Source organism: Bradyrhizobium sp. CCBAU 45384, from assembly GCF_028128665.1.
Taxonomy (GTDB): Bacteria; Pseudomonadota; Alphaproteobacteria; order Rhizobiales; family Xanthobacteraceae; genus Bradyrhizobium; species Bradyrhizobium manausense.
The window spans coordinates 58,721-83,169 of the sequence record NZ_LBIZ01000002.1 but is presented as its reverse complement, the minus strand read 5'-3'; the positions used below and the strand labels follow the sequence as shown (position 1 = coordinate 83,169).

The 24,449-nt window shown below is 63.8% G+C and carries 24 protein-coding genes; 15 read left to right on the top strand and 9 right to left on the bottom strand.

From position 1 onward, the window contains the following. Window positions 1-122 precede the first annotated feature (122 nt). Window positions 123-2,351 (top strand): ATP-binding protein, encoded by a 2,229-nt coding sequence (locus XH80_RS00440; protein WP_271596894.1) that lies wholly within the window; start codon window positions 123-125, stop codon window positions 2,349-2,351. A gap of 8 nt (window positions 2,352-2,359) precedes the next feature. On the opposite strand, the gene XH80_RS00435 is transcribed toward XH80_RS00440, so the two are convergent. From XH80_RS00435 to XH80_RS00425, 3 genes are all read right to left on the bottom strand, one after another. Beyond that, window positions 2,360-3,970 (bottom strand): acyl-CoA synthetase, encoded by a 1,611-nt coding sequence (locus XH80_RS00435; RefSeq protein WP_271596893.1) that lies wholly within the window; start codon window positions 3,968-3,970, stop codon window positions 2,360-2,362. A gap of 188 nt (window positions 3,971-4,158) precedes the next feature. Further along, entirely contained in the window at window positions 4,159-5,295 is a 1,137-nt protein-coding gene (locus tag XH80_RS00430; protein WP_271596892.1) for an epoxide hydrolase family protein, read from the bottom strand. Between the two features lie 134 nt (window positions 5,296-5,429). Next, on the bottom strand, window positions 5,430-5,885 hold the full coding sequence (locus tag XH80_RS00425) for a GatB/YqeY domain-containing protein (RefSeq protein ID WP_271596891.1): 456 nt from the start codon (window positions 5,883-5,885) through the stop codon (window positions 5,430-5,432). 240 nt (window positions 5,886-6,125) lie between these two features. On the opposite strand from XH80_RS00425, the gene carA reads away from it, so the two are divergent. Together carA and XH80_RS00415 are read left to right on the top strand one after the other, a co-directional pair. After that, entirely contained in the window at window positions 6,126-7,316 is a 1,191-nt protein-coding gene (carA, locus tag XH80_RS00420) for a glutamine-hydrolyzing carbamoyl-phosphate synthase small subunit (RefSeq protein WP_271596890.1), read from the top strand. 201 nt (window positions 7,317-7,517) lie between these two features. Beyond that, complete coding sequence (locus XH80_RS00415; protein WP_271596889.1) at window positions 7,518-8,039, top strand: cupin domain-containing protein; 522 nt, start codon at window positions 7,518-7,520, stop codon at window positions 8,037-8,039. A gap of 123 nt (window positions 8,040-8,162) precedes the next feature. Here XH80_RS00415 and XH80_RS00410 read toward each other — a convergent pair whose 3' ends face one another. Next, entirely contained in the window at window positions 8,163-8,687 is a 525-nt protein-coding gene (locus XH80_RS00410) for a Dps family protein (protein ID WP_271596888.1), read from the bottom strand. A 104-nt stretch (window positions 8,688-8,791) separates the two neighbouring features. On the opposite strand from XH80_RS00410, the gene XH80_RS00405 reads away from it, so the two are divergent. Next, window positions 8,792-9,493 (top strand): class I SAM-dependent methyltransferase, encoded by a 702-nt coding sequence (locus tag XH80_RS00405; RefSeq protein ID WP_271596887.1) that lies wholly within the window; start codon window positions 8,792-8,794, stop codon window positions 9,491-9,493. Between the two features lie 216 nt (window positions 9,494-9,709). Here XH80_RS00405 and XH80_RS00400 read toward each other — a convergent pair whose 3' ends face one another. Continuing rightward, complete coding sequence (locus XH80_RS00400; RefSeq protein WP_271596886.1) at window positions 9,710-10,081, bottom strand: ArsR/SmtB family transcription factor; 372 nt, start codon at window positions 10,079-10,081, stop codon at window positions 9,710-9,712. 113 nt (window positions 10,082-10,194) lie between these two features. On the opposite strand from XH80_RS00400, the gene XH80_RS00395 reads away from it, so the two are divergent. From XH80_RS00395 to XH80_RS00380, 4 genes are all read left to right on the top strand, one after another. Then, on the top strand, window positions 10,195-11,364 hold the full coding sequence (locus XH80_RS00395) for an MFS transporter (RefSeq protein ID WP_271596885.1): 1,170 nt from the start codon (window positions 10,195-10,197) through the stop codon (window positions 11,362-11,364). Between the two features lie 142 nt (window positions 11,365-11,506). After that, the gene (gene carB / locus XH80_RS00390) at window positions 11,507-14,971 is read left to right on the top strand and encodes a carbamoyl-phosphate synthase large subunit (protein WP_271596884.1); all 3,465 of its coding nucleotides are present in this window, start codon (window positions 11,507-11,509) and stop codon (window positions 14,969-14,971) included. Between the two features lie 224 nt (window positions 14,972-15,195). Continuing rightward, window positions 15,196-15,669 carry a transcription elongation factor GreA gene (gene greA / locus XH80_RS00385; RefSeq protein WP_018318257.1) on the top strand — a complete coding sequence of 158 codons (474 nt, stop codon included), beginning with the start codon at window positions 15,196-15,198 and terminating at the stop codon, window positions 15,667-15,669. A 136-nt stretch (window positions 15,670-15,805) separates the two neighbouring features. Continuing rightward, window positions 15,806-16,201: a DoxX family protein gene (locus tag XH80_RS00380; protein ID WP_271596883.1), complete on the top strand. Its 396-nt coding sequence runs from the start codon at window positions 15,806-15,808 to the stop codon at window positions 16,199-16,201. A 219-nt stretch (window positions 16,202-16,420) separates the two neighbouring features. Here the strand turns inward: XH80_RS00380 and XH80_RS00375 are convergent, their stop codons facing one another. After that, complete coding sequence (locus tag XH80_RS00375; protein ID WP_057741909.1) at window positions 16,421-16,900, bottom strand: Lrp/AsnC family transcriptional regulator; 480 nt, start codon at window positions 16,898-16,900, stop codon at window positions 16,421-16,423. A gap of 263 nt (window positions 16,901-17,163) precedes the next feature. Between XH80_RS00375 and trxB the strand changes: the two genes are divergently transcribed. The 5 genes from trxB (at window position 17,164) to XH80_RS00350 (ending at window position 21,012) form a co-directional block, all read left to right on the top strand. After that, window positions 17,164-18,129 carry a thioredoxin-disulfide reductase gene (trxB, locus tag XH80_RS00370; RefSeq protein WP_271596882.1) on the top strand — a complete coding sequence of 322 codons (966 nt, stop codon included), beginning with the start codon at window positions 17,164-17,166 and terminating at the stop codon, window positions 18,127-18,129. 5 nt (window positions 18,130-18,134) lie between these two features. Then, window positions 18,135-19,058, top strand: a complete 924-nt coding sequence (locus XH80_RS00365; protein ID WP_057741302.1) for a LysR family transcriptional regulator — start codon at window positions 18,135-18,137, stop codon at window positions 19,056-19,058. Window positions 19,059-19,504: 446 nt separating this feature from the next. Next, entirely contained in the window at window positions 19,505-20,413 is a 909-nt protein-coding gene (locus XH80_RS00360) for a 4-hydroxy-tetrahydrodipicolinate synthase family protein (protein ID WP_271596881.1), read from the top strand. 152 nt (window positions 20,414-20,565) lie between these two features. Next, a complete protein-coding gene (locus XH80_RS00355; RefSeq protein ID WP_271596880.1) occupies window positions 20,566-20,712 on the top strand; it encodes a hypothetical protein in 147 nt (48 codons plus the stop codon). Between the two features lie 132 nt (window positions 20,713-20,844). Further along, the gene (locus XH80_RS00350) at window positions 20,845-21,012 is read left to right on the top strand and encodes a hypothetical protein (RefSeq protein WP_157083341.1); all 168 of its coding nucleotides are present in this window, start codon (window positions 20,845-20,847) and stop codon (window positions 21,010-21,012) included. A 75-nt stretch (window positions 21,013-21,087) separates the two neighbouring features. On the opposite strand, the gene XH80_RS00345 is transcribed toward XH80_RS00350, so the two are convergent. The 3 genes from XH80_RS00345 to XH80_RS00335 are packed head-to-tail and all read right to left on the bottom strand — an operon-like array spanning window position 21,088 to window position 22,495. After that, entirely contained in the window at window positions 21,088-21,765 is a 678-nt protein-coding gene (locus tag XH80_RS00345; RefSeq protein ID WP_027575286.1) for a ParA family protein, read from the bottom strand. Next, complete coding sequence (locus XH80_RS00340; protein ID WP_271596879.1) at window positions 21,762-22,100, bottom strand: hypothetical protein; 339 nt, start codon at window positions 22,098-22,100, stop codon at window positions 21,762-21,764. Before XH80_RS00340 ends, XH80_RS00345 begins: the two co-directional genes overlap by 4 nt. Before the next feature lie 47 nt (window positions 22,101-22,147). Further along, a complete protein-coding gene (locus tag XH80_RS00335) occupies window positions 22,148-22,495 on the bottom strand; it encodes a hypothetical protein (protein WP_271596878.1) in 348 nt (115 codons plus the stop codon). A gap of 448 nt (window positions 22,496-22,943) precedes the next feature. On the opposite strand from XH80_RS00335, the gene XH80_RS00330 reads away from it, so the two are divergent. Both XH80_RS00330 and XH80_RS00325 read left to right on the top strand, forming a co-directional pair. Continuing rightward, window positions 22,944-23,888, top strand: a complete 945-nt coding sequence (locus XH80_RS00330) for an AEC family transporter (protein WP_271596877.1) — start codon at window positions 22,944-22,946, stop codon at window positions 23,886-23,888. 113 nt (window positions 23,889-24,001) lie between these two features. Next, window positions 24,002-24,349, top strand: a complete 348-nt coding sequence (locus tag XH80_RS00325; RefSeq protein ID WP_271596876.1) for a hypothetical protein — start codon at window positions 24,002-24,004, stop codon at window positions 24,347-24,349. The last annotated feature ends 100 nt before the right edge of the window (window positions 24,350-24,449 follow it).

Below are 24,449 nucleotides of genomic sequence, written 5' to 3'. Positions count from 1 at the left end.
CGCGTGACAAAATCTTTAGCCTTCCGGGCAAATTTCGCGCCGATGCCTATGGACGGGGCCGACGATCGTGCCGCAAATTGTACCTCCAAACATATACACGCGAACAGCGGACCGGCCAATCGATGAGCCTGCGTACCCGGTTACTGATCCTCGTCATCGCGGCCATGCTGGTACCGGCGAGCCTCGTCGGCTTGCGCTTCGTGCAGAACCGCTCCAGCGAGATCAACGCTGCGCTGGCCAATCTCGTTGCCTCGGCCGATGACATCGCGAGTGATCTCGGCGAGAAGATCCAGGGCACGGCTCAGCTTCACTATGGCCTTGCTCGCGCCCGCGACCTCGACACAAGCGACAAGGCGGCATGCTCTGCCTTCCTGTCCGATGTGCGCGAAGAATATCCGCAGTTCACGGGAATCCTGACCATCAATCCGGACGGCAGCCTGTTCTGCGACTCGCTCCGGACCAACCGCAGGCTCGATCTAAATGACCGTGCCTATTTCAAGCAGGCCAAGGTCTCGCAAGGAGCCGTCGCGGTGGAGCCGGTGTTCGGCCGCCTGACCGGACTATCGGTCCTCCAGATTGCCTATCCGGTGCGCTCGGACGCCGGCGCGCTGAAATTCATCCTGCTTGCCTCGTTCAACTTGAACAAGTTCGCGGAGTTTCACGACAGGCGCTTGCTCGCCGAAAAGGAGATCCTGTTCCTCGACAGCAAGGGTACGGTGCTGGTGGCCCCCACGCGCGGCGGCTGGAGCGATCCGATCGGCGCGTCGATCGCTGGCTCTGATTTGTTCCGCTTTGCGGCAGCGCCCGACGGTGAACCTTCTCGCGAACTCACCGATCGTGACGGCCGCGCGCAGGTCTGGGCCGTCGCCCGGTCGCCGTCGATCCGCAAGGCCGGCCTCTATATTCTGGTCGGGCGCTCCAAGGACGGGCTGGTCGCCGCCGCCAACCGCCGGCTCTACGAGGATTTGGCGATCCTCACTGTGGCCTCGCTGCTGCTGCTCGCCGGTGTCTGGATCCTGGCGACCGTCAGCGTCGGGCGCCAGGTCGGCCGCCTCGCGGCGATGGCCAAGCGGCTCGGGCTCGGCGATCTCAGCGCACGGATTCCGCCGCCGCATCCGCGCGGGGAGCTTGGCGGATTGATGATGCTGCTCAACGGCACCGCCGAGTCGCTCGAGCAGCAGCGCGCCGCCATCGCCGATCTCAGCCACAAGCTCAGCCAGTCCCAGAAGATGGAGGCGATGGGCCAGCTCACCGGCGGCGTGGCGCACGACTTCAACAATCTCCTGACCGTCATCCTGGGCAACTCCGAGCATCTCGCCGACCGGCTGGCGGACAACAAGGAATTGCAGCGGATCGCCGGCGATATCGCGACCGCGGCCGAGCGCGGCTCCGACCTGACGCGCAGCCTGCTTGCCTTCGCGCGCAAACAACCGTTGCGGCCGCGCGAGATCGACATCGCCGAGCAGGTCGTCGGCATGGAGCAGTTGTTGCGGCGATCACTCGGCGAGCACATCGAATGCGGCTTTGCCTTTGGAGCAGATCTGTGGCGGGCCAGCGTCGATGCCGGCCAGCTCGCAACCGCCCTGCTCAACCTCGTGCTCAACGCGCGCGACGCGATGCCTGAGGGCGGCAAACTGACGGTCGAGGTGCGCAACATTTCGCTCGGTCCATCCGATCTCGACGTCAACGGCGAGCCGCGGCCGGGCGACTACGTCATGGTGGCTGTGACCGATACCGGCTGCGGCATGGCCGATGACGTCGTGAGCCGCGCGTTCGAGCCGTTCTTCACCACCAAGGAGGTCGGCAAGGGCACAGGCCTCGGCCTCAGCATGGTCTACGGATTTGCGCAACAGTCAGGAGGTCTGGTGCAGCTACAATCCGAACCGAAGCAAGGCAGCGTCGTCAGGCTATTCTTCCCGCGCATCGTTGCAGCACAGGACGAAGCCTCGGCTCCGGCAGAACCGATCGCGGTCCCCGACGGACGCGAAACTATTCTCGTCGTCGAGGATGACGACATGGTGCGCGCCTATGTCGAGAATGAGCTGCGAACGCTCGGCTACCGCGTCATCACGACGTCGAACGGGCCCGCGGCGCTGGAAGTGCTGCAAAAGCCCGGCGACGTCCATCTGCTGTTCACCGACGTCGTGATGCCCGGCGGCATGTTCGGGCCGGAGCTTGCGCGGCAGGCGACGGCGCTGCGGCCCGGTCTCAAGGTGCTGTTCACCTCCGGCTACAGCCAGAATCCGGTCAAGATGCCCGACGGCGTCGACGCCCGCATTCTGACCAAGCCGTTCAAGCGGCAGGATCTTGCCGCGATGCTGCGGTCTACACTGTCGGCGCCGCCGCGCTAAAATACGCTCTAACCTCTCGCCCGCAATTCGCGCCGCAGCACCTTTCCTGTCGCCGTCATCGGCAAGGTCTCGGCGAACTCCACGTAGCGCGGATATTCGTGGGCGGCGAGCTGCACCTTGACGAACTGCTGGATTTCGCGTGCGAGCGCATCACCCGCCGCGAACCCCGGGCGCAGCACGATCCAGGCCTTGATCGATTCGGTGCGGATCGGATCGGGAATGCCGACCACGGCGGCCATCGCCACCGACGGATGCTTCATCAGCGTATGCTCGATCTCGGACGGTCCGACGCGATAGCCGGCCGTGGTGATGACATCGTCCTCGCGGCTGACATACCAGAAATAGCCGTCTTCATCCTGCACGCCGAGATCGCCGGTCAACAGAAATTCGCCGGCATATTTCTTCGCTGTCGCGTCCGGGTTGCGCCAGTATTCGAGCATGGTGACGGGACATGGCTGGCGCACGCCGATGATGCCGCGCTGGCCGCGTGGCTGCTCCTCGCCTTTGTCGTTGACGATGCGGACGTCGAACCCTGGCGTCGCCTTGCCCATCGAGCCGGGCCGGATCGGAAACAGATTGGAGTTGCTGCCGATCACCAGATTGCACTCGGTCTGGCCGAACACTTCGTGCGCATCGATGCCGAAGGTGTCCCGCACCCAGCCGAGCAGTTCGCCGCCGAGCGATTCACCGCCGGTAAAGATGCTGCGCAGCTTGACGCTCGCGTGTTTCACACCCGCCTGTCGCATCAGCTTCAGCGCGGTCGGCGGCAGGAAGACGTTGCGGACGCCGAGATCGGCCATCATCTGCATCGCCGCCTGCGGCTCGAATTTTCGCGCGCGATGTCCAACCAGCGGAATGCCGTGATACCAGAACGAGAGCAGGCCGTTGATGAGACCACCGATCCAGGCCCAGTCCGCCGGCGTCCACATCAGATCGCCAGGGCGCGGCAGAAAGTTATGACACATCTCGACATTGGGAAGATGGCCGAGCACGACGCGATGCGCGTGTAGCGCGCCCTTGGGATTACCCGTGGTGCCCGAGGTATAGATGATCAGCGCGGGATCATCGGCGGATGTGTCGACGTCAGTAAAATCTTCGGACGCGGTTTCGATTGCCAACCAGAACGGTTTCGCGCCGGCGTGGACGGCACCGCTCGTGATGTAGATGTCCTGCAGATAAGGCAGCCGATCGCGGATCTTGGTGAGCTTCTCCCAGCCAGCCTCATCGGTGACGATCGCCTTCGCTTGTGAATTCGACAGGCGGAATTCCAGCGCGTCCTCGCCGAACAGCGCGAACAGGGGGATCGATATCAGCCCGGAGCGAAATGCCGCCATATGCGCGATCGGCAATTCCAGCGACTGCGACAGGAATACCGCGACGCGGTCGCCACGCGAAAGCCCATCCGCCTTCAGCACATTGGCGAAACGGCGCGACATCTCGGCGACTTCGTCGAACGAGGTGCGCGTGGTGGCACCGTTTTCGTCGACATAAACAAGCGCAAGCCGGCCGGTTCCGTCGGCATGGCGATCGCAGCACGCATCCGCGATGTTGAAGCGCGCCGGGATGTCCCAGCGGAAGTTGCGGTAGAGCTCGTCGTAGGTTGCGGCTTCGGTGAGCATGGGCCTGGCGTTTTCCCGGTGTCTTGTTGTTATGGCGCAGTCTAGAGCCGGGAATATTCAGGACAAGCCCCGCGGCGTCATTCCGGGGCGTCCGAAGGACGAACCCGGAATCCATCCAGCCGCAGAGAATGTCGCGCGATGGATTCCGGGTTCGATGCTTCGCATCGCCCCGGAATGACAGCGGGGGCTTACCGCACCGTCGCGAAGAATTTCCTGACATCGCGCACGTACAGCTCGGGCTGCTCGAAAGCGGCGAAATGCCCGCCCTGCTCCATCTCGCTCCAATGAGTGATGTTGGTGAAGTTCGGCTCCATCCAGCGCCGCACCGGCGTGATGATCTCCTTTGGGAACACGGCCACACCCGTTGGCACTTTCACGGCCGGCGTGGCGCGGCGTTTGCCAAAACTCTCCCAGTAGAGCCGTGCCGACGAGGTCGCCGTTTCCGTCGCCCAGTAGAGCATGACGTTGTCGAGCAGCTCGTCCTTGTCGAAAATGTTCTCGGGGTGGCCGTTGCAATCGGTCCAGGCCCAGAATTTTTCCAGGATCCACGCCGCCTGCCCGCTTGGCGAATCCGTCAGCCCATAGCCGAGCGTCTGCGGCCGGGTCGATTGCTGCTTAGAATAACCGGAGTCGAGATCGACGTAGTGCTTGAGGCCGGCGAGTGCGCGCTTTTCTTCCGGTGTCGGCTCGCCCTCGACCCGCGGCGCGGCGTTGAAGGCGAGCGTGATGTGGATGCCGGCACAATGCTCCGAGTCCTGCGCGCCCAGCGAGCTCGTCACTGCCGAGCCCCAGTCACCGCCTTGCGCGCCGTAGCGCGCATAGCCCAGCCGGTCCATCAGCTTCGCCCAGGTCGCGGCGATGCGATCGACGCCCCAGCCGGTGGTCGTTGGCTTGGCCGAGAAGCCGAAACCCGGCAGCGAGGGACAGATCACGTGAAAGGCGTCCGCGGGATTGCCACCGTGACCGGCAGGATCAGTGAGCGGCGCGATCACCTTCTGGAATTCGACGATCGAGCCGGGCCAGCCGTGGGTGATGATCAGCGGCAGCGCCCCCGCTTGCTTCGAACGAACATGCAGGAAGTGGATGTCGAGCCCGTCGATCTCGGTGGTGAACTGGTCGAAGCGGTTGAGTTTTGCCTCACGGGCACGCCAGTCGTAACCGTTGGCCCAGTAGCTGCACATCTCCTGGATCCATTTCAGCGGCGCGCCCTGGCTCCAGTCGTCGACCAGCTCCGCCTCCGGCCAGCGGGTGCGGGCGAGGCGTGATTTGAGATCGGCGAGGATGTCGTCGCTGATGGCGATGCGGAATGGTTTTATGGCGGACATCGGCGGCCTCCCCATTTTTCTTGCTGTCATTCCGGGGCGCGCCTCTTGGCGCGAGCCCGGAATCCATTTCGCAACAGAGCCGGAGGCACGATGGATTCCGGGTTCGACGCTTCGCGTCGCCCCGGAGTGACGGCCTAGCCCGACAGCGCCGCCTTCACCAGACCAGACGCCTTGCCGAAATCCATCTGTCCCGCGAACTTGGCGCGCAATACCGCGATCACCTTGCCCATGTCCTTCATGCCGGCAGCGCCGGTCTCGGCGATGGCATCGGAGATCGCCTTCTTCACGTCGTCCTCGGCCATCTGCTTCGGCAAGTAAGCCGAGATCACCGCGATCTCCTCGCGCTCCTGTGCGGCAAGCTCGGCACGGCCGCCCTTGTCGTAGAGCTCGACCGCCTCCTGGCGCTGCTTGATCATCTTCTGCAGCACGGCGAGCAGGTCGGCATCGGACAGCGGCGGCTTGCCCTGGCCGCGGGCGTCGATGTCGGCGTTCTTGATGGTCGAGTTGACCATGCGCAGCGTGGAGAGCTTGCGCTCGTCCTTGGCCTTCATGGCCTCCTTGACCGCATTGTTGATGTCGTCGCGCAGCATAATCGTATCCTCTTGATCTGTCCCCTTGATCTAAGCCGTTCGCGGGAAAGAGGCCAGTGCGGGCCTGTCACCGGGGGTTCATTGTTTCCCGCCTGACGGCCAAAACGGCGCAAAATTTCAGGCCCCACCCCAAGACCCGCCCTAAGTCCCTGAAGAGGCCTGTCAAATATGCAAAAACGCATGTGAATCCGCCGTTTCCCGCTTTGACGGGCGGGCGTGGGGGGCTTATGAAGCGGGCTCATGACACAACATGACAACGATCCCGCCTGGCCGGACCATAAACCGACCGCGCTCCTCGTGCTTGCCGATGGCACGGTGCTCGAAGGCTTTGGTCTCGGCGCCGAAGGCCAAGCCGTCGGCGAAGTCTGCTTCAACACCGCGATGACCGGCTATGAGGAGATCCTCACCGATCCCTCCTATGCCGGCCAGCTCATCACCTTCACCTTCCCGCATATCGGCAATGTCGGTACCAACGAGGAAGACATCGAGACGGTGAACATGGCCGCGACGCCGGGCGCGCGCGGCGTGATCCTGCGCACCGCGATCACCAATCCTTCGAACTACCGCGCCACCAGGCACCTCGACGCCTGGCTGAAGGCGCGCGGCATCATCGGCCTGTCCGGCATCGACACCCGCGCGCTGACCGCGCTGATCCGCAGCAAGGGCATGCCCAATGCCGTGATCGCGCACGCCAAGGACGGCGAGTTCGACCTGCATGGCCTGAAGGAAGAAGCGCGCGAATGGCCCGGCCTCGAGGGCATGGACCTCGTGCCGATGGTCACGTCAGGCCAGCGCTTCACCTGGGACGAGACACCCTGGCTGTGGAACAAGGGTTTTGGCCGTCAGGACCAGCCCGAGTTCAACGTGGTCGCGATCGACTACGGCATCAAGCGCAACATTCTGCGCCTGCTCGCCGGCGTCGGCTGCAAGGTGACGGTGGTGCCGGCGACGACCTCGTCCGAAGACATTCTGGCGATGAAGCCCGACGGCGTGTTCCTGTCGAACGGGCCGGGCGATCCGGCCGCCACAGGCAAATACGCGGTGCCAGTGATCCAGGACGTCATCAAGTCGGGCACGCCGACCTTCGGCATTTGCCTCGGCCACCAGATGCTGGGCCTTGCCGTCGGCGCGAAGACCAAGAAGATGCATCAGGGCCATCACGGCGCCAATCATCCGGTCAAGGACGAGACCACCGGCAAGGTCGAGATCACCTCGATGAATCACGGCTTTGCCGTGGACGAAAAGACGCTGCCCAAGGGCGCGACGCAGACCCACATTTCCTTGTTTGATGGGTCCAACTGCGGCATCCAGCTCGACGGCAAGCCGGTGTTCTCGGTGCAGTACCACCCGGAAGCCTCGCCCGGTCCGCGCGACTCACACTATCTGTTCCAGCGCTTTGCCGATCTGATGCGGCAGAAGAAAAGCGCGTAAGGCGGCTCCTCGTCCTCGTCATTCCGGGGCGCGCGTAGCGCGAGCTATGATGCGCAATTGCGCATCTGAGAATCCATCGGGCAACAGACTCTGCAGCGCGATGGATTCCGGGCTCGACGCTGCGCGTCGCCCCGGAATGACGGAGGAACACGCGTTCGCGCTCATCGTTAATTCCTGTGACCGTCGTGCAGGAGTTCTGTCATGTCCGTCGTTCGCGACTATGCCGAGCCGCTCGCCATCGTGTTCGAGGATGACGGGCTCGTGCCGAACAACATCCTTCCCTTCCTCATTTACCAGGGCGCGGTGACGCTCGATCCGAAGCAGCCCGAACAGACCATCGAAAACCTGTTCGAAACCAACGGATGGGGCGGCACGTGGCGCAACGGCGTCTACGACTATCTGCATTACCACGCGACCGTGCATGAGGTGCTCGGCGTCGCGCGCGGCCATGCCCGCGTTCGCTTCGGCGGCGATCACGGCCAGGAGCTGGAGATCAAGGCCGGCGACGTCGCGATTTTGCCTGCTGGCACCGGGCATCAATGCCTCACGGCGAGCGATGATTTCTGCGTGATCGGCGCTTATCCGCCGGGATCGAAGATGGAGATCACGCGGGCAACGCCGGAGAACCACGCCAAGGCGTTGCAGACGATCCCGAAGGTGCCGCTGCCGCCAGCCGATCCGGTGACGGGGAAGCACGGCGCGTTGATGCGGTTGTGGCGGTAGCGACACGGGCGGTGCCGTAGGGTGGGCAAAGGCGCGCTTTCGCGCGCCGTGCCCACCACATCTGTCGATCGCGAAAAATGCGTGGGCACGCTTGCGCTTTGCCTACCCTACGGCAGTGTGCCCTTACGCCTCGTTCGCGCCTTCCTGCCGTGTTGCCTCGAACAGGAACCACGTTCGTCGCTCGGTCTCGTCGATGAAGACCTCCAAGATGCTGGCGCTGGCGACGTCGCCGGCGTCGTCGCAGACCTCGTGCGCCTTGCGCATGCTGGCAGCGACATGCTTGTTGTCCTGCATCAGCTCGCGCAGCATCTCGCGCGGCGGGACGTAGTCCTCGTTGTTGTCCTTGATGGTCTGGAGCTTGGCAACCTGGCCGATCGACTTCAACGTGGTGCCGCCGATCTTGCGGACGCGCTCGGCGAGCTGGTCGGTGGTGGCGAAGATCTGCTCGGACTGCTCGTCGAGCAGCAGGTGATAGTCGCGAAAATGCCGGCCGCTGATGTGCCAGTGGAAATTCTTGGTCTTGAGGTACAGCGCGAACGCGTCGGCCAGAAGCACGTTGAGCGCCTCGGAGACCTTGTTGACCGCCTGGGGCTGCAGATCGGTGGGGGTATCGAGATCGGGCGAGACCTTGTTGGGGGCTTTGCTCACGGGAAACCTTCCTGTTAGGACGCGCACATTGACGGCGCGCCGTCGCACCCCTAACGCAAGGGGGGCAACGCGGTTCCTGGCCAGGAACCACTGGGCGGGATCTCATGGACGATTGGATCGACTATTACGACTCGACGCATACGATCTATGTCAGCAAATTGCATCGCGATTTGCACTTCCAGATCATCGCGCGGGACATCATCGGCTACATCACCTCGCCTGACGCGATCGTGCTCGACTATGCCTGTGGCGAGGCGCTTTCGGCGAGCCAGGTGGCGACCGCCTGCGGCCAGCTGATCCTGGCCGAGCCCGCGCCCGGTGTGCGCGGCCGCCTGATCGCCCGGTTTGCGCCCGACACCAAGATCCGCGTCCGCTCGCTCGACGACGTGCGCAAGATGCCGGACCAATCCATCGACCTCGTCGTGATGAACTCGGTCGCGCAATATATGACATCCGAGGAGCTCGATGCCGCGCTGCTCAATATCAGGCGGATCCTGAAGCCATCAGGCAAGCTGGTGCTGGGCGATATCCTTCAGCCGCATGTCGGCATGCTCAGGGACGTGGCGGCACTGCTGTCCTTCGGACTGCGTCACGGCTTTCTGAAAGATGCGCTGATCGGGCTCATCAGCACCGCGCTGTCGGACTACCGTCATTTGCGCTCGCGCATCGGATTGCAGCGCTACAGTGAGGACGAGATCACCGCCAAGCTGAAGGCGGCGGGTTTCGCCGGCCAGCGCGCCAACACCAATATCGGCCACAACCGCTGGCGCATGACCTTCATCGCCCGGCCACCCCTGGTGCGTTAAGCATAACCACCACCTGAGGTGGCTTGTCGCAGCCCGATCGGGCAATGATCGCCGCGGCCCGGTGGCGGAAGCGTCTACGCGAGAGCGGTGCATCGCTCTTCATCCTGGTTCAAATCCAGGCCGGGTCTCCAGCCTTCGCTGGCTTCGCCAGCTTCGGCTAGGCGAGCCCTGTCGTAGCGAAGGCTGCCTCGGCGAAGCCGGGCGTGGCGCAGCGCGCTACTTCGCCTCAACCACATCGCACTCCGCAACGAGCTGAAGCCTGTCCGCGTCCTTGGCCGCCGACTTGAGCACGGCATCGAGCAGGCCCGGAAAGCGCGCCTCGAGATCCTCGCGGCGCAGCCGCATGAAGCGGTTCGTGCCTGCCAGGCGGGTCTGCATCAGCCCGCAATCGCGCAGCTTTGCGAAGTGATAGGTGAGGTTCGACTTGCCAGAGAGACCGTTGAAGTCGCCGCAGCAGAGCTCGCTGCTGACACGTTCCTGCTGTGCGAGCTGATACACGATCGCCAATCGGATCGGATCGCTCAGACAATCCAGGACCAGCGGCAGCTCGATCTGCTCTCGCGTGGGATGAGGAGGGGTGCGGCTCATGATGTGAGGAATCATAGCGAGGCGGGCGCAATGTTCAATAGTTCTTGAACCAATTGACTCCCAAATCGACTTATTCGATAGTTCAATAAACATTGAACATAGGAATTCGAGCAATGAGCGTGGTCTGGCTGGCCCTGGGGGCCTTTGCGATCGGTACCGAAGGCTTTGTCATTGCTGGGCTTTTGCCGGCAATCGCCGGCGACCTGTCGATTTCGGTCTCGGCCGCCGGCCAATTGGTCACCGCCTACGCCCTCACCTACGCGGTCGGCTCGCCGATCCTGGCCGTGGCGCTGAACAACATCGACCGCCGCACGGTGCTGGCGCTGGCGCTGTCGACGTTCATCGCCGGCAACCTCGCGGCGATGGTGGCCTCCAACTACGCGCTGCTGCTGGCCTCGCGCATGCTGATGGCTCTGGGCTCCGGGCTGTGCATGCCGACGGCGCTCGCCGTATCGGTTGCTGTCGCCTCGCCCGAACGGCGTGGCCGCGCGGTTGCGCTGGTGACCTCGGGCCTCACGGTCGCGACCGTCATCGGCGTGCCCCTGGGTAATCTCGTTGGCAGCCTGCTCGGCTGGCGCGCGACGTTTGCCATGGTCGCCATCATCAGCGCGGTCGCGCTGGCCGGCCTGCTGCTCGGCCTGCCCCGCGGTCTGCCGCGGAACACCGCTTCGCTCAGCGAACGGCTGGCGGTGGCGCGCCACAGCAATGTCGTGATTGCACTCGCCATCACGATTTTATGGGCGCTGGGCGGCTTCACCGTGTTCACCTATTTCGCGGTGCCGCTGCGCGGCCTCGGCTTCGATGCCTCGCAAATCAGCCTTGCCCTGCTGGTGTTCGGTGGCGCTGCCGCGATCGGGAACATGCTCGGGGGCATCCTTGCTGACCGGCTGGGCACGATGACCACCGCCGCGCTCGGGCTTGCCGGCATGGCGAGCGCGCTCATTCTGCATTCGCTGGTCCTGAAGCTGCTGCCCGGACAGGCGCATTACGCGGTGCTCGGCGCGATCTTCCTCTGGGGCCTGTCGGGCTGGGCGTTCTATCCGGCCCAGATCGCCAGCATCGTCAGGATCGATCCGCAGGCCTCGATGATTGCGCTCTCACTCAATGCCTCCGCGATGTATCTCGGCTTCGCCATCGGTGGTGCCTTGGGCGGCGCCGTGCTGGCCACCCTCGCGCCCGATGACCTCGGCTGGATCGGCGGAACGAGCGTTGCGGCCTCGCTTCTGGTGCACCTCGCCCGCGGCTGGCAGGCCCGGCCGAAACCGGTCAAAATTGCTGGTTGATGGGCGTTTTTCGGGGTTTCGCCGCCCCGAAAACTGGTCTAAGACCCACCCGCGCGCGAGGGAGACCCCCGCGCTCTCGGCTTAGGGGACGCGCGGCAAGCGCGCCCTTTTTTTGTGCCCAAAATCCAGCCCGCGAGCGGTGATGCCTAAACGAACCGACATCTCGACCATCCTGATCATCGGCGCCGGTCCCATCGTGATCGGCCAGGCCTGCGAGTTCGACTATTCGGGCACGCAAGCGGTGAAGACGCTGAAGGAAGAGGGCTATCGCATCGTCCTCGTCAATTCCAATCCGGCCACGATCATGACCGACCCGGAATTGGCCGATGCCACCTACATCGAACCGATCACGCCCGAGATCGTCGCCAAGATCATCGAGAAGGAACGCCATGTCGTTCCCGGCGGCTTTGCGCTGCTGCCGACCATGGGCGGCCAGACCGCGCTGAACTGCGCGCTGTCGCTGCGCCGGCAGGGCACGCTGGAGAAATTCGACGTCGAGATGATCGGCGCGACCGCCGACGCGATCGACAAGGCGGAGGACCGCCAGCTCTTTCGCGAGGCCATGACCAAGATCGGGCTGGAGACGCCGAAGTCGCGGCTTGCCAACGCCTCCGAGCTGAAGAAGGCGTTCCGCGACAAGTACCACGCCGAACGCGAGAAGCTGTCGGGCGCGGCCCTCGAGGAGCTCGACCGGCAGTGGACGCTCGGCGAGAGCGATCGCCGCAAGCGCTACCAGGAATATGCGTTCGGCCAGGCCATGATGGCGCTGTCCGAGATCGGCCTGCCCGCGATCATCCGCCCCTCCTTCACCATGGGCGGCACCGGCGGCGGCATCGCCTACAACAAGGAAGAGTTCCTCGACATCATCGAGCGCGGTCTTGACGCGTCCCCCACCAACGAAGTCCTGATCGAGGAATCCGTTCTCGGCTGGAAAGAGTTCGAGATGGAGGTGGTGCGCGACAAGAAGGACAATTGCATCATCGTCTGCTCGATCGAGAATTTCGATCCGATGGGCGTGCACACCGGCGACTCCATCACGGTGGCGCCGGCGCTGACGCTGACGGACAAGGAATATCAGATCATGCGCGACGCCTCGCTGGCGGTGCTGCGCGAGATCGGTGTCGAGACCGGCGGCTCCAACGTGCAGTTCGGCGTCAATCCGGAAGACGGCCGGATGGTCGTGATCGAGATGAATCCGCGCGTGTCGCGCTCCTCTGCGCTGGCCTCGAAGGCGACAGGCTTCCCGATCGCCAAGGTCGCGGCCAAGCTCGCCGTTGGCTACACGCTCGACGAGATCGCCAACGACATCACCGGCGGCGCGACGCCGGCCTCGTTCGAGCCGACGATCGACTACGTGGTGACCAAGATCCCGCGTTTCGCCTTCGAGAAATTCCCCGGCGCCTCCTCGACGCTGACGACCTCGATGAAGTCGGTCGGCGAGGTCATGGCGATCGGCCGCACCTTCCAGGAGAGCCTGCAGAAGGCGCTGCGCGGGCTCGAGACCGGCCTCACCGGTCTCGACGAGATCGAGATCGAAGGCCTCGGCCAGGACGACGACAAGAACGCCATCCGCGCAGCGCTCGGCACGCCGACGCCGAACCGCCTGCTCCAGGTCGCACAGGCCATGCGGCTCGGCTGGTCGAACGAGGATATCTTCAACTCCTGCAAGATCGATCCGTGGTTCCTCGGCGAGATGCGCGGCATCGTCGACATGGAAGAGAAGGTCAGGAGGCACGGCCTGCCAAGCAACGCGTTCGGCATGCGCACGCTCAAGGCCATGGGCTTCTCGGATGCGCGCCTTGCGGTGCTCGCCCAGACGACCGAAGCCGACGTCACCGCCAAGCGCCACGCGCTGGGCGTCCGTCCGGTCTACAAGCGCATCGACACCTGCGCGGCCGAATTCGCCTCGCCCACCGCCTATATGTACTCGACCTACGAGGCGCCGTTTGCCGGCAGCGCCGCCGACGAGAGCACGCCGTCGGACAAGAAGAAGGTCATCATCCTCGGCGGCGGCCCGAACCGCATCGGCCAGGGCATCGAGTTCGATTATTGCTGCTGCCATGCCTGCTTCGCGCTGCATGACGCCGGCTATGAATCCATCATGGTCAACTGCAACCCGGAAACGGTGTCGACCGACTATGACACCGCGGACCGGCTTTATTTCGAGCCGCTCACCGCCGAGGACGTGCTGGAGATCATCGCCAAGGAGCGCAGCAACGGCACGTTGCACGGCGTGATCGTCCAGTTCGGCGGCCAGACCCCGCTGAAACTTGCCCGCGCGCTGGAAGCCGCCGAAGTGCCGATCCTCGGCACCTCGCCCGACGCCATCGACCTCGCCGAAGACCGCGACCGCTTCAAGCGGGTGCTCGACAAGCTCCGCCTCAAGCAGCCGAAGAACGGCATCGCCTATTCGGTCGAGCAGGCTCGCCTGGTCTCCGCCGATCTCGGCCTGCCGCTGGTGGTGCGCCCGTCCTACGTGCTCGGTGGCCGGGCGATGCAGATCATCCGCGAGGAGAACCAGCTCAACGACTATCTGCTCGGCACGCTGCCGGAGCTGGTGCCCGCCGACGTCAAGGCGCGCTATCCGAACGACAAGACCGGGCAGATCAACACCGTTCTCGGCAAGAACCCGCTGCTGTTCGACCGCTATTTGTCCGACGCCACCGAGATCGACGTCGACTGCCTCAGCGACGGCAAGGACACGTTCATCGTCGGCATCATGGAGCACATCGAGGAAGCCGGCATCCATTCCGGCGATAGCGCTTGCTCGCTGCCGCCGCACTCGCTCGACGCGAAGATGATCGCGGAGCTGGAGCGGCAGACCCGCGAGCTCGCGCTCGGCCTCGACGTCGTCGGCCTGATGAACGTGCAATATGCCATCAAGGACGGCGAGATCTACGTGCTCGAAGTCAATCCGCGCGCCTCGCGCACGGTGCCTTTCGTCGCCAAGGTGATCGGCACGCCGGTCGCCAAGATCGCCGCGCGCATCATGGCCGGCGAGAAGCTCGCCGACTTCAAGCTGAAGAAGGCAGATTTCAGGCATGTCGGCGTGAAGGAATCGGTGTTTCCATTCGCCCGCTTCCCCGGCGTCGACACGGTGCTGGGTCCGGAGATGCGCTCGACCGGCGAGGTCATGGGCATCGATCGCTCTTTCGCGGTTGCCTTTGCCAAGAGCCAGCTTGGCGGCGGCACAAGAGTACCGCGCAAGGGCACGGTGTTCGTCTCGGTACGCGAGAGCGACAAGGTTCGTATCGCCGAAGCCGTGCGCCAGCTGCATTCGCTTGGCTTCAAGGTGCTGGCGACATCAGGGACGGCGCGCTTCCTGACCGATCAGGGCATCCCGGCGGAGAAGGTGAACAAGGTGCTGGAGGGACGGCCGCATATCGTCGACGCCATCACCAATGGCGATGTCCAGCTCGTTCTCAACACCACCGAAGGTCCGCAGGCGCTCGCCGACAGCCGCTCGCTGCGGCGCGCGGCCCTCTTGCATAAAGTGCCATATTACACCACTCTTTCCGGGGCCGTGGCGGCCGCGCAGGGCATCCGCGCCTATCTGGGCGGGGACCTTGAGGTTCGGACCCTGCAGAGCTACTTTTCGGAAACCTGATCGTTAGCGAAAGGCCCGGCCCTGAGGGTTAAGCCTTGCGCTAAGTGATTGGCAATCAAGCCATAATGGCCGGAGGAACCGTCTGGCCACGTGGTTGTTTTGTTCCGGCGCCAGCCCACTTAACGTTCCGGTGGCCGTGTGCTCGGATCTGGAAAGCACTGACGAATCAGGGTTGCCGCGCCCTCCGTTTTCGGTGGGCGCGCGACTGGAAGACGAGAGAAAAGATGGAAAAGGTTCCGATGACTGCGAGCGGCTTTGCCGCGCTCGGGGAAGAATTGAAGAAGCGCCAGTCCGAGGACCGTCCGCGCATCATCGAGCATATCGCGGAAGCGCGCTCCCACGGCGACCTCTCCGAAAACGCGGAATACCATGCCGCGAAGGAAGAGCAGTCCCATAATGAGGGCCGCATCGCCGAGCTCGAGGACAAGCTCGCGCGGGCCGACATCATCGACATTTCCAAGCTCTCCGGCGACACCATCAAGTTCGGTGCAACCGTGACGCTGGTCGACGAGGACACCGAGAAGAAGACGGTGTGGCAGATCGTCGGCGAGGTCGAGGCCGACGCCAAGAAAGGCCGGATCTCCATCACCTCGCCGCTGGCGCGCGCGCTGATCGGCAAGAAGAAAGGCTCGACCGTCGAGGTCAACGCCCCCGGCGGCGCCAAGGCCTACGAAATCACCAAGGTGGAGTGGCGGTAATCCAACCGACAAAGAGTGCCTGAAAGGCCGCGCGGGTTGCGCGGCTTTTCTGTTTCGCAATCTGTCCAGGGCGAGATTGTGAACCGCACCGTCCTCCGTCATGCTTGGCGCTGCCGTTCGAGCACGGGAGCACAAGATGGACATCGATCGCATCGCTGCGCAAAGCCAGCCCTATCTGCTCAGCCTCTTCCGCTTCATCACCGGGCTAGTGTTCTTTCACTATGGCGTAGCCAAGCTGTTCAAGTTTCCGCCGGTGGAAATGTTTGCCGACGTGACGCCGTTGTCGCTCTGGGGTATCGCCGGCATGCTCGAATTCGTGCTCGGCGGTCTCTTGATGATTGGCCTGTTCACGCGGCTGGCGGCCTTCATCCTGTCCGGTGAGATGGCCTTCGCCTATTTCATCGAGCACATGCCGCACAGCTTCTTTCCCGTCGTCAACGACGGCGCGCTTGCGATCGTGCTGTGCTTCGCGTGCCTGTTCCTCGCAGCCGCTGGAAGCGGTCCGATCAGCGTGGATGCGCTGCGGCGGTAACCCTGCTCCCCGCCGTCATTGCGAACGCGAATCCATCACCGTCACCCCGCGCAACGGCGAAGCCGTTGTCGCTGGAGGCGCTCGCCTGTTCGGCCAGCCTCGAGGGGCGACGGCCCAACTGCCAGCTGTTCCGTTCATCCTTCGAGGCTCCCGGCGCGATGCTTTGCATCGCGCCACTCGGGACCTCAGGATGACGGAACTGCTATGCCGTTTTGGAAGCTACCTTCTTCCCTTCACGTCGAGCGGCACCGCCGCCTCGTATTTCGAATTGTGCAGCACCAGCGAGGTGCGCACGTTGCGCACGTGCGGCGCCGCGGTCAGGTGCGTCACAAAGTCCTGGAAGGTCGCCATGTCAGGGGCGACACATTTGAGGATGAAATCGACCTCGCCGGACAGCATCCAGCATTCCCGCACCAAGGGCTCGGCGCGGACGAACTCCTCGAAGGCGCGCAGATCCGCCTCCGCCTGGCTGGAGAGGTGCACGGCGGCGAACACCGTGACGTCGAAACCGAGCTTTCGCGCGTCCAGCAGCCCGCGGTAGCCGTGGATATAGCCCTCCTCCTCCAGTGCTCGGACCCGGCGCAGGCAGGGTGGAGGCGAAATACCGACCCGTTTGGCGAGCTCGACATTGGTGATTCGACCGTCGGCCTGGATTTCGGACAGAATCTTGAGGTCGATCTCGTCTAGGTTCCGCGACACGTGATTGGAACTCCTGGCCTTATCGGCGGTATTCGGTGGGTCTGTCGCAATCCTCATAGCCAGTCTGCGCCAAATGAGCAATTTTATTGCGCGTGCAGCGCAATCGACTTTTGTTCCTTGGAAAAATCCGCCGAGAGGGAATGCAATTCTTGCATAGCTCACCAGAACGCTTAGATTAGCTCTGATATTTCAGCGCCTCCGCGAGGCCTCCCGGCACGTTCCGCGCCCGCGCTGCAAATCCCCCGTGAAAGGCGTCCATCGAAATGTCCGCTCCTGTTCATGCAAAGGTCATCATCATTGGCTCCGGCCCCGCCGGCTACACCGCCGCGATCTACGCCGCGCGCGCGATGCTCGAGCCGATCTTGATCCAGGGCATGCAGGCCGGCGGCCAGCTCACCATCACCACCGACGTCGAGAACTATCCGGGCTTCGCCGACGTGATCCAGGGCCCCTGGCTGATGGAACAGATGGAAAAGCAGGCAGTGCATGTCGGCACCAGGATCGTGACCGACCTGGTGATCAAGCTCGACACCTCGCAGCGGCCGTTCCGCCTCACCTGCGACTCCGGCGATGTCTATCTCGCCGACACCGTGATCCTCGCCACCGGCGCGCAGGCGCGCTGGCTCGGGCTGCCCTCTGAAACGAAATTCCAGGGTGGCGGCGTCTCGGCCTGCGCCACCTGCGACGGCTTCTTCTACCGCAACAAGGAGGTCGTGGTGGTCGGCGGCGGCAATACCGCGGTCGAGGAAGCGCTGTACCTGACCAACCACGCCTCGCAGGTCACCATCGTGCATCGCCGCGATCATTTCCGCGCCGAGCGCATCCTGCAGGAGCGCCTGTTCAAGCACCCGAAGATCAAGGTGATCTGGGACTGTGCGGTCGACGAGATCTGCGGCACTGAAAACCCGAACAAGGTCACCCATGTCCGCCTCAAGAACGTCAAGACCGGCGCGCTGACGGATGTGAAGACCGACGGCGTCTTCATCGCCATCGGCCACGCCCCGGCAACCGAGCTGGTGAAAGACAAGGTCAAGCTGAAACCGTCGGGCTATGTCGAGGTCGCCCCGAACTCGACCGCGACGTCCGTGCCCGGCTTGTTCGCCGCGGGTGACGTCGCCGACGAAACCTATCGCCAGGCCGTGACGGCCGCAGGCCTCGGCTGCATGGCAGCGCTCGAGGCCGAACGTTTCTTGGCCCTGCGCGCCAGCGAGCGCGCGGCAGCGGAATAACGATCATGCCCCGAACACGCGACGGATTCACGGATATGGACTGGGACAAGCTGAAGGTGTTTCACGCGGCGGCAGAAGCGGGCAGCTTCACGCATGCGGGGGAGCAGCTCGGCCTGTCGCAATCGGCGGTCTCGCGCCAGGTTTCGGCGCTGGAACAGGAGCTCTCGGTCTCGCTGTTCCACCGCCATGCCCGCGGCCTGATCCTCACCGAGCAGGGCGACCTGTTGTTCCGCACCGCGCATGACGTGTTCATGCAGCTGCAGGCGGCGCGCGCCAAACTGACCGACAGCCGCGAACGGCCGAGCGGCGATCTCAAGATCACCACCACGCCCGGCGTCGGCATCAATTGGTTGATCCCGCGGCTCGGCGAATTCACCGCGCTCTACCCGGAGATCCGGATCTCGCTGATCGTCACCGACGAGGAATTGGATCTGTCCATGCGCGAGGCCGACGTTGCGATCCGCACCCGCAAGCCGACGCAGCCGGATCTTATCCAGCGCAAGCTGTTCGCGATGGGCTTCCACGCCTATTGCTCGCCGGAATACATCAAGCGCTTCGGCACGCCGCGCACGCTGGAGGAGCTCGACTCCCACCGCATCATCACGCTCTCCGACGGCAACTTCGCGCCGCATCTGCAGAACCGCAACTGGCTGGTCGAAGCTGCGCGCAACGGCTCGGGTCCGCGCGAGGCCTATTTCAAGGTCAACAACATCCTCGGCCTGGTGCGCGCGTGCCAGCAGGGCCTCGGCATCGCCGCGCTGCCCGACTACCTTGTCGAAGACCAGAGCCGCCTCGTACAACTGTTCGGCGAATCGGATTCGATCCAGCTCGACACCTATTTCGTCTATCCGGAAGAGCTGAAGACGGTCGCGCGCGTGCAGGTGTTCCGCGACTTCGTGGTGAGCAAGGCGCAGCGCTGGCCGTCCTGATTTCCGCATGTCTGACATGCGACCTCGGCTGTTGCTGCATGGCGCTGGAGAAGCCCATAATGTTTGTACGCTGAGCCTTCGCGTTGCGCATTTGTCCCCCTCCTCCAGTGGCGCGGGAGTTCAGTAATCCCTCTTGGAAGGTGATTGTGTCGGCCTCACGTGGCCAATACCTAAGCCGGGCCCTCGGGTCCGGCTTTTTTTCTGCCCAATCAGGCTTTCGCCCTCCGCGTGTATTGACAGTTTTGGGCATAGCCCGCATCATTTCCCAATGATCACGAAGTCGTGCGCAATCGTTTCGAAAAAAGTCCCCCATCCGGGGACCTCGGATTTTTGCGCGCGCTAGCTGACTTCGTCATCGCTGCCAAATCCCGAAAACCCCGCCGCCTGGACGGGGTTTTTTCATGTGCCCTCCGTCTCAGGTCCATCACCGAGAAGGAGATAGGAACATGACTGATTTGCGAACCCACATGCATGGGCTGTGGCTGCCGCTGGTGACGCCGTTTCGGAACGGTCGTCTCGACCAGAACTCGCTGCGGCGACTGACGCGGCACTACGCCGCGCAAGCCATCGACGGCTTCATCCTGGGGGCGACCTCGGGCGAAGGCATGACGCTGCGCGAGGCCGAGCTCGAACGCCTCGTCGCCATCGTCCGCGACGAGATGGCGGCGGGATGCCGCAACGTTCCGATCGGCCTCGGGCTGTCCGGCGCGGACACCTCGCGGATGAAGGAGCGGCTGGATGAAACCGCGGACTGGCCGATCGACTTCTATCTGATCGCGAGCCCCTATTACGTGCGGCCGTCGCAGCGCGGGATCGTTGCGCATTTCGAGGCGCTGGCCGATCACGCCGCCTGGCCGCTCGCGCTCTACAACATCCCCTATCGCTGCGCGGTCGGGATCACCAACCAGACCATGCTGCGGCTCGCCGAGCATCCCAACATCGTGGGCTTGAAGGATTGCAGCGCGAGCCGCGAGCAGTCGGTCGCGCTGCTGCGCGACCGGCCGAAGGATTTCCGCGTGCTCACCGGCGAGGATGCCAATTATCTCGAGGCGCTCAGCGACGGTGCTGACGGCGGCATCCTGCTGTCCGCTCATCTCGAGACCGCGACGTTCGCGGCAGTCTATGGCGAGCTGAAGCAAGGCAATGCCGACGCGGCCGAGGCGCGCTGGCAAGAGGTCGCCGAGCTGACGCGGCTGTTGTTCACCGAACCGAGCCCGGCGCCGGCGAAGTACTGGCTGTGGCGGACGGGCCTGATCGACAGCCCCGAGGTGCGCCTGCCGATGGTGGAGGTCAGCAGCGAGCTCGCCGCCACGCTCGACCGCGAGATCGAACGGCGGATGAAGGTTGCGGCGTAACTCTTCGCTCGCCTCTCCCCGCGTGCGGGGAGAGGCGCCTTGGTTAACCCGGCACCAACGCGCTTCGCAGCTGCCGCATGGCGCATCCACGTCTCGTTTACGCAATGGCGCCTATCGTTCCCCAGCAACGTCTTTCAAAAGGGGGAAGGACCATGAGGCAACGCGTTCGCCCGACTGCGGCGGAAATATTCGCGCCTGCCGATCTTTTGCAGGGAATTTTGGTGGTGTCGTCGTTCGGCTTCTGGGCCGTGATGCTCGGCCTGATGCCGGTGCTGCTATTCCGGCTCTGGCTCGCCTGACGAGGCAAGGCCGCGGCGATGGTTAATCCGTGGTGGCAAATGCGCTCAAAATGCGAGCGTGGCGCTGGGCCGGAATTTTAAAACATCCCGCGTATCGTTCTCCCCATAAGCGAAGAAATCGCGGGGGCGATCTTGAACAATCAGAACGATATGGTGCCGCATTACGGCGCCACGCCAAGCTTCGACGACAGCGAGCAGCAGGGCTTTTCCACCGGAGACATTCTCTGGGCCGCCGGCGTCTGGTCGGTGATCCTGACGTTGTCGCCGGTGATCGTGTTCTACATGCTGATGGTGGCGTAACGTCACCATCAACCCCTGAAAACGCAAAACGCGCGGGATGCCGCGCGTTTGTCGTCCGGGGAAATGATTGATGAATTATGCCGCCTGCTTGTGCATTGCGCCGGATGCCGACGCCGTGCCGCGAATAGCTTTTACTGAACGCTCGATCGCTGCCCACAGTCTTGCAATTTCCTGGGCCGCACGGCTTTCGGCCTGATACTCACGCGCGCCTTCGCCGTGGCTGAGTGCCATCAACAAATCCGAACGATTGGTGATCTGACCGCCCCAAACAGGAGCGCGGAACTTGGCCAGCGCCTCGCGGGCGATGGTGACGATCGGGCTTTCGGCTTCGTCGCGGCGCGCCGGTGCGCCGTTGAGCACGACCGCGTAGGGCTTGCGCGCCGCGCGGCACATCTGGATGGTTTCCTGCACCGCGTTGACGTCGAACACGCCGGGCCGCGCCGGAATGATCACCATCGTCGCGTTGCGGATCGCATCATCGACCACGGCCGACAGGTTCGGCGGCGTGTCGATCAGCACCCACTCGTAACCGTCGCGCTTGGCCGCGGAGACGATGCCGCTGACCGAATTCACGGCCGCCTTGATCGGCGGCTCGTTGGTGCCCCGCAGCTTGTGCCACAGCGTCAGCGAACCCTGCGGGTCCGCATCCACCAGCATCACCTGCTTGCTCGCCTTGATCTGCGCAGCGAGATGTGCAGCCAGGGTACTCTTGCCCGAGCCGCCTTTGCGCGATGCGAAAACAATTACATTCATCCTCTGGCCTCCAGATTGACCCCAGGCCGAGAAAATGAATCACCGCGCTGATTCGGGAAAGAAAAATTTATCGGCTGTCGTGCCGGCGCCATGAAATAACAAGACATGTTGGCTTTTGAGTCACACTGCCTTGTGCGGCTGATGACATCAACCATCATGAACTGCAGACCACGCCGGCAATTCCAAATCTCTTCAAGCAGGACAACCTTGCCGCGCAAATTCTCGCGATGCTTTTTTTCAGCAGAGCGAAGCAGCGATGGCTGCAAGCCGGCGCGCTGACCTCGCGCGAACAAAACGAGTCCGGTGGCTGTCGCGTGGCTGGTGTCGCCCTTCACGTCACGATGGCGCGCGGGGCATGAGGAGGTTTCGCGAAGGAACGTGCCTAGCCGTCGTCGGTCTTTTTCTTCTTCGCCTTCGGCTTGGCCTTCTTGGCGGTCTTCGGCGCGATCCTGGTGGGCTGACCGGCAACCGGCTCCGGCCCGCGGCGGAAGAACACCGCGCATGGCGGCGACAGCTGCGCCTTCTTCTGGATCATGCAGGCGGTGATGGCATCGACGTTGGGCACGAACTCGCCGCACAGCCGCATCGCATCCGGCGTGCAGGCCTGCTGCTGCTCGGGCGTGTAGGCAAAGCCAGCGCCCGGCTGGAGCAGAACGGCGAGGGCAACCCCAAAGGTCGCAGCAGCCATGAACTTAGCAGCCATGGACGTCGTGACGCGAGATACCGGCATCGATCCCCCCAAATGTCGAACAGGACGGGAGTGTGGGTGAACGGGCGTTGGTTGGCAACGAGGGCCGAGGCGAAAACGGCGACCTGTGCGCTCCCGGCAACAGCGGCGGGGCGCCGTCTTCTCCGCTGTCGTCGTCCGGCTTTGTGCGCAGTTGCGCACCGGGGCGGGTGACCCAGTACGCCGAGACGGTTGTGATGGAGCCGAAGGGCTGCGGCGTACTGGATCCCCCGCCTGCGCGGGGGATGACAGCGGTGGTGTGGTGGTCGATCCCCAAACCGCGAAAACAACCCCATGCACAGTAGCCATGGCTCTGGGCCGCTTCACGGAATCCCGCCTCCTGCGGATTTTACGAATTTTCCTTTGACTTGTCGGGCAAAACACCGGCATGATGGCAGCATCGAGAGGCGCGTGGGGTGGTCGGCCGAAATCCCCGTGAGGGGAGGACCGCATGGCCACCATGTTGATCGTCGCGCCGGTGTTTGCGCTGATCGCGGCCGGCTATGCGGCGGTGCTGTTTCGCTTCGTCTCCGAGGGCGCGCACAAGGGCATCTCCGAATTCGCCTTCAGCATCGCGATCCCCGCGCTGCTGTTCCGCACCATCGTGGTGTCGGAATTCCCCGACGTCAGCCCGTGGCGCATGTGGGGCGCCTATTACGGCGCGCTCGCCATCACCTGGATCGCGGCGCTGCTGATCTCGGCGCTGCTCCGCCAGCGGCGCGAGGACCATGAGGACGGCGTCGTGTTCGCGATCGGCTCGGTCTACGGCAACATCGTCATGTTGGGGATTCCCCTGGTGCTCTCCGCGCTCGGCAATGAGGCGGCCGGCCCGATGTCGCTGATCCTGTCGGTGAACACGCCGCTGCTCTGGCTCTGCGGCATCCTGCAGATGGAGCTGGTCAGCCGCAAGCGCACCGGCTCGGTGCTCTCGGTGATCTGGCCCATCCTCGCAGACCTCGCCAAGAACCCGCTGATGCTGGGGATCGGCTTCGGCGTGATCTGGCGCTTCACCGGCCTTGGCCTTGCACCCGTCGTCGACAAGACCATCGAGCTGCTGGCGCAGGCGGGATCGCCGGCCGCGCTGATCGCGCTCGGCATCACCCTGTTCCGCTTCGAGGTGAAGGGCGAGATGACAAGCGTCGCCGCGATCAGCGCACTCAAGCTGCTGGCGATGCCGACGGTGGCCTTCGCGCTGGCCAAGCTCTTGAACCTGCCGCCTGTCGTGACCGGCGTCGTCGTGCTGTTCGCGGCGATGCCGACAGGCGCGAATGCCTACATCTTCGCGGTTCAGTATCAGCGGATGGTGAACCCGGTCTCGGGCGCGGTGGCGCTGTGCACGCTGCTGGCCGCAGTGACGCTGCCGGTGGTGGTGATGGTGGTGGCTGGGGTGAGGTAGCAGAGAGCCTTAAACAGCCGATACCCGCGCGGTGAGAGCCCCGCAGCGCCACGCGATAGCCATTTTGGTCCAGCTCAATTCGGCCGGAATAACGGTCGATGTGGTGGGCTTGAGTGATCACCCCGGGCAGATACTCCGTTTGGTTCAAGACGCCGGTCGGCGAAGGCGCCGGTGTGGTCGAGTTCGGTCCCGACGGAAAACTCGCCGGCGGCGATTCCACCTTTGCCTATGCGGGACACTGGACGCAGCAGGGCGAGCACTTCAAAGCTACTCTTTCCGCCCGACGCGTCGAACCGGGGCCGCCCGGCGTGTTCGGATTGGATGAGATCGACATCGTGGTGTCGGGGCGGTCGGTGGATGGCTCGTCGACGTTGTGCACGGGCTTTGCGAAGCAAGCGCCGGGCTTGAGGCTCGAGGTGGAGCTTGTGCGGATTCTCGGCGATCGCGACGAAGGCGCGTAAATCGGACTTAGCCGGCGTTTGCGCGTACTCGGGAGGATCGGGAGTTTAGGTTCTTGATCCGGCAATCACCCGTGAACCAGGACCGATCTGTCGTCGACAA